Annotated in this window: 8 protein-coding genes; 6 read left to right on the top strand and 2 right to left on the bottom strand. The window is 74.7% G+C overall.

What is annotated here, in order from left to right; translation table 11 throughout:
- Together ACWGKQ_RS09990 and ACWGKQ_RS09985 are read left to right on the top strand one after the other, a co-directional pair.
- Positions 1-2,098, top strand: a 2,098-nt coding sequence (locus ACWGKQ_RS09990; RefSeq protein WP_453291387.1) for an ALF repeat-containing protein, incomplete at its 5' end; no start/stop codon positions are given.
- Between the two features lie 22 nt (positions 2,099-2,120).
- Positions 2,121-2,510, top strand: coding sequence for a hypothetical protein (locus tag ACWGKQ_RS09985; protein ID WP_453291386.1), 390 nt, complete (start codon positions 2,121-2,123; stop codon positions 2,508-2,510).
- Between the two features lie 84 nt (positions 2,511-2,594).
- On the opposite strand, the gene ACWGKQ_RS09980 is transcribed toward ACWGKQ_RS09985, so the two are convergent.
- Entirely contained in the window at positions 2,595-2,939 is a 345-nt protein-coding gene (locus ACWGKQ_RS09980) for a hypothetical protein (protein ID WP_453291385.1), read from the bottom strand.
- Positions 2,940-3,151: 212 nt separating this feature from the next.
- Between ACWGKQ_RS09980 and ACWGKQ_RS09975 the strand changes: the two genes are divergently transcribed.
- Genes ACWGKQ_RS09975 through ACWGKQ_RS09960 form a run of 4 tightly spaced genes read left to right on the top strand, consistent with a single transcriptional unit; the run spans position 3,152 to position 7,345 of the window.
- Complete coding sequence (locus ACWGKQ_RS09975) at positions 3,152-3,892, top strand: response regulator transcription factor (protein ID WP_453291384.1); 741 nt, start codon at positions 3,152-3,154, stop codon at positions 3,890-3,892.
- Between the two features lie 39 nt (positions 3,893-3,931).
- Complete coding sequence (locus tag ACWGKQ_RS09970; protein ID WP_453291399.1) at positions 3,932-5,350, top strand: HAMP domain-containing sensor histidine kinase; 1,419 nt, start codon at positions 3,932-3,934, stop codon at positions 5,348-5,350.
- 16 nt (positions 5,351-5,366) lie between these two features.
- Positions 5,367-6,041, top strand: a complete 675-nt coding sequence (locus ACWGKQ_RS09965) for a GNAT family N-acetyltransferase (protein ID WP_453291383.1) — start codon at positions 5,367-5,369, stop codon at positions 6,039-6,041.
- 35 nt (positions 6,042-6,076) lie between these two features.
- Complete coding sequence (locus ACWGKQ_RS09960) at positions 6,077-7,345, top strand: ArgE/DapE family deacylase (RefSeq protein WP_453291382.1); 1,269 nt, start codon at positions 6,077-6,079, stop codon at positions 7,343-7,345.
- Positions 7,346-7,366: 21 nt separating this feature from the next.
- On the opposite strand, the gene ACWGKQ_RS09955 is transcribed toward ACWGKQ_RS09960, so the two are convergent.
- Entirely contained in the window at positions 7,367-7,537 is a 171-nt protein-coding gene (locus ACWGKQ_RS09955; protein ID WP_453291381.1) for a hypothetical protein, read from the bottom strand.
- Between the last annotated feature and the right edge of the window lie 42 nt (positions 7,538-7,579).

Here is a 7,579-nt window from a genome sequence, read left to right as displayed (position 1 = left end):
CCGGGACGCCGCCGCGGCGGCCGACGCCTCCGCCGACGCCGCCGCCGCGGCCGGCGAGTCCGCTTCCGAGGCCAGGCGCGCCAAGGCCGCCGCCGCCGCGGCCGATGCCGCCGCGGCCACCGCGACCGCCGCCGCCGGCAAGGCGCAGACCCTGTCCGCCAAGGCGGCCAGCGCCGCCCGGCAGGCCCGGGACGCCGCCAACAGCGCCGCCGACCACGCGGACGCCGCGGCCGACGCCGCCGACGAGGCCTACGCCGCCGCCGGCCAGGCCGTCGACTACGCCAACAAGTCGACCGCGCACGCCACCGCGGCCCTCGACGCGGCGAACACCGCCTCCGCGGCCGTACAGAGCGCCATGGACCTCGAGCAACTCGCCCGCGACGCCGAGGCGGCGCAACTGGAGGCCGACACCCAGCAGGCACTCACCGAAGCCGCGATCATCGCCGCGGACGAACAGGCCACCTTCGACGCACAGGCGAAGACCGTCACCGCGGAGCAGCGCACCAGCCAGGAGACCCTCGACCTGCTCGCCCAGGCACAGACCGCGCTGACCGGCGGTGACGAGGCCGCCGCGGTCCAGTACGGCCGCAAGGCCGCGGTCAACCTGCTGGCCGGCCACGGCACATGGACGAGAACGGCGGCGGAGTTCGCCCTCGCCGGCTCCGACAGCGATGTGCTGTCCTGGCTGGACGCGGACCACCGGCTCGCCCAGGACCAGGACGACCGCGAGAGCGCCCTGTACATGGCGAGCGTGGGCGGGTCGGACGCCGCGGACGCCGCCTGGCAGGTCCTCCAGCAGGACGACGCCGACGCGGTCCGGGAGTTCCTGACCCAGGGCGTCTACGAGGCCCAGGCGGACGACTACCGGATCGGGATCCTCGGCCTGCTGGACGGGGCAGGGGCGGCCGTCACCAAGGCGGCCCAGGCCGCCCTCGACGACGGCGGCGTCACGGCACTCACCGACTTCTTCCTCACCGGTTACCGCACCGCCCAGTTGGAGGACGACCGGGTCGCCACCCTGGCCGTCATGAACACCGGCGGCCCCAACGTGCAGGCCGCCGCCCAGGTGGCGATGGACGGCGCCGCCTGGATGCGCCGCGACTTCGTGACCGCCGTCCGGCACAAGGCGGCCCAGCTCGACCTGGACACCGCGACCCATGTGTCCGCCATCCTCGCCTCCCTCGCCAACGCCGCCCGGGTGGCCGCGCAGGCACAGGCCGACGCCGCGCTGGCGAGCAAGGCGGCGGCGGAAGCCCGCAGCGCCGCCGCGGAGGCCGCGAACTGGGCGCAGAAGGCCCAGGCCTCCTCCGACCAGGCGAACGGCTACGCCTCCCAGGCCCTGGCCAACGCCGACGCGGCGGACAAGTCGGCGGCCGACGCCGCCGCCTCCGCGGCGAAGGCGACCGCGGCGGCGGCCACCGCTCGCAGCGCCGCCCGGCGGGCCAACTACTCCGCGAACCAGGCGGTCTCCTCGGCCACCCAGGCGGCGAACTCGGCGGCCAGCGCCCAGGCGTCCGCGACGAGCGCCCACAACTCCGCGGTCCAGGCGGGAGCGGACGCGGCGGCCGCGGCCGCCGCCGCCAGCCAGGCGAAGAGCATCGCGGCGCAGAAGCGCGCGGCGGAGCAGGCGGAGGCGGCGAAGGAGGCCGCCGCCAAGGCCAAGGCGAACGCCGAGAACGGCGTCGACCCCGCCGACAACTCGGACAACGACTCCGTCGACGCCCCCGGCGGCGAGGACGACGACGACGGCCTCGACGGGGCGCGGGAATTCGCCGAGACGATGGGACGCGTGAGCACGATCGAGGGCCTGGCCTCCGTGGCCGCGCTGCTGATCCCGCCGCCGTTCGGCGAGACCGCGTCCGTGATCCTGGACGTGGCGGCGGTGGTCAACGGGGCCATCAGCGCCGGGGTCTACCTCTACACCGACGGCTGGGGCAGCAGCGAGTTCCAGCACGCCGCGGGGGCGGTGATGCTCAGCCTGCTCATGGGCGGTGTGGCCGGGTCGATCGACAGGATCGGCGTGAAGTCCACCGCCGCCACGGTGGCGAAGGTCGGCCACAAGCTGATCTCGCCCGTGGTCGACCTGTTCGACTGGTAGCCGTCCCGGAGGAGTTGTTCACATGAACATGCCCGTCGGAGCGTGGTGGGGCATCACCGCGATGTCCGTGGTGGTGTATCTGGCCGTGCTCATCCCGTGGCTGCCGACGAGGGCCACCAGGGTCCGGGCCGCTCTCATGCCGCTCCTGCTGGGGTTCGCGGCGCTGGCCTCGCACCAGGTGCGGGGCTACTCCACCGCCACGCTCCTGGGCACGGTCACCGGACTCCTGCTGGGCGTACCCCTGGGGCTCGTGGGGCAGCAGCGGAAAATGGCGCGATACGTACTGGACCAGGAGACGGACCCGGAGAACCACGCCAACCGGCCCTCCCCGGCAGCGACGCTCCGGGCCGTCCTCACCCTGGTGGTCATGGCGTCGCTCGGCATGTGGCTGGGAAGCGGCGCGCGGATATGACGCCCGGGTCCGCGTGCGAACCGCACGCGGACCCGGACCGCCCGGTTCCCGGCGCCGGGGTGCCCGGCCATGCGGGGTGCCCGGTCACGGGGTCGGGCCGGATGCCGCACGTCCGCGTCTGGCCCGCAGCCTGACGACCCCGGTCAGCAGCACGGCGCTCATGGCCGAGCAGACGACCGTGAGCACGATGGCGCCGATCAGCCCGTCCACGTCGTAGTGCGGCAGGACCAGGGGCGGAACGACGGCGAGGGCCAGTCCCACGGGCACCCCCGCGAGAATCGCCAGCCCGAACCGGTGGACGAAGCGCAGCGGCCGCCACTCGCCCGTGGCCGCTATCGGCAGAAGCGCGCAGGCGAGCCGCACGGACAGACCGTCGCGGCGGTTCAGGTCGTCGCGCACGTCCGTGCGCTCCGACGGGCTCTCCCCCATGTGCGCTCCCCGTGTCGGCTTGACTCCGCGTAAAGATCCTTCCGCCTCGCGGTTCCGGCGGCAATGTCGTATCTCGGTCAACGCCCACCGTCCCGGAGTGCCGGAAATCGCTTCCCCCGGTTGCCTCTGTGACGGTGAGAGGCAGGTAAAAAGGGTGATCGTAGGCCCGCTCACCACGGCCGAACCGCCGGAGGCCTTGGCAGACTGGGGAGGTGCCCCAGACTGTGCTGCTCGCCGAAGACGACCGCGCCATCCGCCACGCCCTGGAGCGGGCCCTCACCCTGGAGGGTTATGAGGTGACGGCGGTCGCGGACGGTGTGGAAGCCCTGGCGCACGCCCATCGCACCAACCCCGACGTCCTCGTCCTCGACGTGATGATGCCCGGCATCGACGGACTCCAGGTCTGCCGCGTGCTGCGGGCGGAAGGGGACCGGACCCCGATCCTCATGCTGACCGCGCTGGTCGAGACCGCCGACCGGATCGCGGGACTGGACGCCGGCGCCGACGACTACGTCGTCAAGCCCTTCGACGTCGAAGAGGTCTTCGCCCGGCTGCGGGCACTGCTGCGCCGTACCTCCCCGGTGACCACCGGCAGCGGCGGCACCGGCGGCGGTGTCGCCCCCGAACCCGGCCGGGAGCCGCAGGTCTCCGACCGGCAGGTCGAGGCGGCGGGTCTGCGGATGGACCTCCAGGCCCGCCGGGCCTGGCGCGGCAGGCGCGAGCTGGAGCTGACCCGTACCGAGTTCGAGCTGCTGGAACTGCTCGCCCGGAACGCGGGCATCGTCCTCGACCACTCCACGATCTACGACCGCATCTGGGGCTACGACTTCGGCCCCGGTTCCAAGAACCTCGCGGTCTACGTCGGCTACCTGCGCCGCAAGCTCGACGAGCCGGGCGCCCCGCAGCTGATCCACACCGTCCGGGGCGTGGGTTACGTGCTGCGGGAGGACTGAGTGGGCCGCCGCCTCAGGCGGCCGGGGCGGCTCATGCGGATGCTGGCCCGGCGCCGGCCCAAGCTCGTCTCCCTGCGTACCACCTTCGTCGTCTCCTTCGCGGCGGTCACGGCCGCCGTCACCGTCGTCGTCGGCATCCTGTCGTACAACGCCGCCGCCCGGCTGGTCCGCGTCGACGAGCAGTCGGTGTTCACACAGGTCGTCTCCGACGTCCAGGACGAGGTCAAGCAGCACAAGATGGAGCCGGGGGACTTCTCCTCCTCCCGGTCGGACCACGATCTGGTCCGGCCCGCGCGCACCGACGTCCAGGTGCTCGGCGCGCAGGGCGAGATCATCGACCACGGCAGCCCGGCGCTGCCCGTCACCGCCGCGGACCGGGCGGCCGCCACCGACGCGGAGGCCGGGAAGACGGTCCAGCACAAGGACGTACGGGCCGGTGAGGACCTGTTCCGGATCGCCACGGTCTCGCTCGGCGGCGGTCGGGGCGCGGTGCAGGTGGCGCAGGAGTTCAGCGACACCGAGGACCTGCTCCAGGCGCTCCAGCAGCGGACGCTGCTGCTGATGTCCGCCGTGGTGGTGGCCGCCGGGCTGTTCGGCTGGTGGCTGGCCCGGCGGATCACCCGCCGGCTGGTGATCCTCACCGCGGCCGCGGAGAACGTGGCCCGTACCCGGCAGCTCGGCATCCAGGTCCCGGTGACGGGGCTGGACGAGGTGGGCCGGCTGGGCCGCGCCTTCGACCGGATGCTCGGCCGCCTCGCCCAGTCGGAGGAGGACCAGCGGCGCCTGGTCCAGGACGCGGGCCACGAGCTCCGCACCCCGCTGACCTCCCTGCGTACGAACATCTCCCTGCTCCGCCGGATCGACGAACTCCCGCCCGCGACCCGTGACGAACTCGTCGCCGACCTCGGCCAGGAGGCACGCGAGCTGACCGACCTGGTCAACGAGCTGGTCGACCTCGCGGCCGGGCAGTCCGACAACGAGCCCCCGCAGCACCTGGACCTCGCCGACATCGCGGAGGACGTGGCGGGGCTGGCCCGGCGCCGTACCGGCCGCGAGATCGTCCTGCGCACGGCCGGCGACACGACCACCGACGGCCGCCCGGGGATGCTCCAGCGGGCCATCTCCAACCTCGTCGAGAACGCGGCCAAGTTCGACCGGGACGGCAAGGCCCCCATCGAGATCAGCGTCACCGGTCCCGCCCGGCCGGGCACGGTCCGCGTCGAGGTCCTGGACCGCGGCCCCGGTATCGCCGAGGGCGACCTGATCCGTATCTTCGACCGCTTCTACCGGGCCGCCGACGCCCGCTCCCTGCCCGGCTCCGGCCTCGGCCTCTCCATCGTCCGCGAGGTCGCCATGGCCCACGGCGGCGCCCCCTTCGCCTTCCGCCGCGAGGGCGGCGGCGCGGTGATCGGCTTCACGGTGGGCGGGGGGCTGGCGGGCGGGGTGCGGCGCGGATGAACCACCTGGTGCGCGGGTGAACCACCTGGTCTGGGCCCGTACCCCGGCCGCCCGGGTCTTCCGGTACGGCACGGCGACCGCGGTGGCCGCTCCGGCCCTGTCCGGGCGCGACCGGATCGCCGTGACGGGTGCGCCGGAGGACGCGCTGCCCCTCGTACAGGACGTCCTGGCGGAGGTCGGCCCGACCTACCGCCCCTTCGGACCGTCCGGCCTGATCGACGAGCTGGTACGGGCCACACCCGGCCTGGTGCCGGGCGGGCACCGCTTCCGGTGGATGGAGACGGCGCGGCGCCCGGCCGATCCGGCACCGGAGGCGGCATGGCTCGACGAACGGGGCGAGGCAGCGGCGGCCGCGCTCCTCACCGGTCACTTCCCGGACTCCTACGCGCAGCCGGGCCGCGCCGGAGTCCGCCGCTGGGCCGGTGCGCACGACGGCTCGGGCCGTCTTCTCGCGGTGGCCGCCGACGCCTGGTCGGCGCCTGGGTGCGGCTTCCTGGCCGGGGTCGTGACCCGTCCCGAGGCCCGCGGCCGGGGACTGGCGGCGGCCGTCTCCCGCTTCGTCGTGGACGCGCTGGTACGGGACCACGGCCGGGCCGCGCTGATGGTGGACGCCGGCAACCCGGCCGCGATCGCGGTGTACGAGTGGATCGGCATGCACGGGTACCTGTTCGGAGCGGCCGCGGCCGGGTGATGATCGGGGCACCGGGTGACCGCGGGGAGGAAGTCATGCTGACCGATCAGGAGGCCGCGGCCCTCGGCTGCGTCGACGAGGCGGCCGTCGGGCGGAGTCTGCTGGAGCTGATGGCGGTGCCGAGCGTGACCGGGAGCCCGGCCGAGTCGGAGCTCCAGCACCTGCTGGCCGGCCGGCTGGAACGCCTGGGCCTCGATGTCGACCTGTGGTCCATGGACCTGCCGGCGCTGCTCGCCGACCCGGGGTTCCCGGGGATGGAGGTGGCGCGGGACGAGGCGTGGGGGCTGGTCGGGCGGACGCCCGGGGACGGCGACGGGCCGACGCTGGTCCTCCAGGGGCATGTGGACGTCGTACCGCCGGGGGACCCGGCCGCCTGGCAGGGCGACCCGTTCGTGCCGAGGGTGACGGGCGATGTCGTGCACGGACGCGGGGCCTGCGACATGAAGGCCGGGCTGGTGGCGCACCTCGCGGCCCTGGCCGCGATCCGGGCGGCCGGGGTACGGCTGCGGGGCCGGGTGGCCGTGCACTTCGTGGTGGGGGAGGAGGACGGCGGGCTGGGTGCGTTCGGGACCCTGCGCCGGGGGTACGGCGGCGACGCCTGCGTGATCACCGAGCCGACGGCGGGCACGCTGATCACGGCGAACGCGGGGGCGCTGACCTTCCGGCTCGCCGTGCCGGGGAAGGCGGCGCACGCCAGCTCACGGGACGCCGGGGTGAGCGCGATCGACGGCTACCTCGCGATCCATCGGGCGCTGGCCGACCTGGAGCGCTCCCGCAACCGCGACCCCGACCCGCTGATGGCCGAGTACCCGATCCCGTACGCCCTCTCGGTCGGCACCCTGCGGGCCGGAGACTGGGCGAGCAGCGTGCCGGATCTCCTGGTCGCCGAGGGACGGCTCGGGGTGCTGCTGGACGAGGAACCGGCGCACGCGCGGGCCGGGCTGGAGCGGTGCGTGGCGGAGGTCTGCGCGGCCGACCCGTGGCTGCGGGAGCACCCGGCGACGGTGACCTGGCCGGGCGGGCAGTTCGCGAGCGGGCGGCTGACGGAGGGGCACCCGCTGCGGGACACGGTGCGGGACGCGTGCGCCGACGCCAACGGCTGGGCGTCCCGGCCCCGCGAGCGCGGGGCGCCGTACGGCAGCGACCTGCGGCTGTACACGGGGGCCGGGGTCCCGACCCTCCAGTACGGGCCCGGGGACGTCCGGGTGGCGCACAGCGCCGAGGAGCGGGTGTCGGTGGCCGAGGTGGTGGCGGTGGCCCGGACGCTGGTGCTGACGGTGCTGCGGACGGTCGGCGCCGGGTAGGCGGTCAGCACGGCCGTCGCCCTACCGCTTGCCCCGCAGCGCCCGCAGCACCTCGGCGACGGCGGTGAGGATCCGCGCCCGGTCCTTCGAGTCGGCGTCCCCGAGCGCGATACGGGTGATCAGGACGGCGGCGCAGGCGACGACGAGCAGGGCGAGGAGGCCGCAGAGGGCGGTGAGGAGGACGGCGTCCATCGGCGGAGTCCTTCCGGAACGGGACGAGGGGTGGTGGAGACG

Source organism: Streptomyces sp. NPDC054770 (assembly GCF_053611985.1).
The sequence above is the reverse complement of the archived record's forward strand: the minus strand, read 5'-3'. Positions and strand labels throughout refer to the sequence as shown.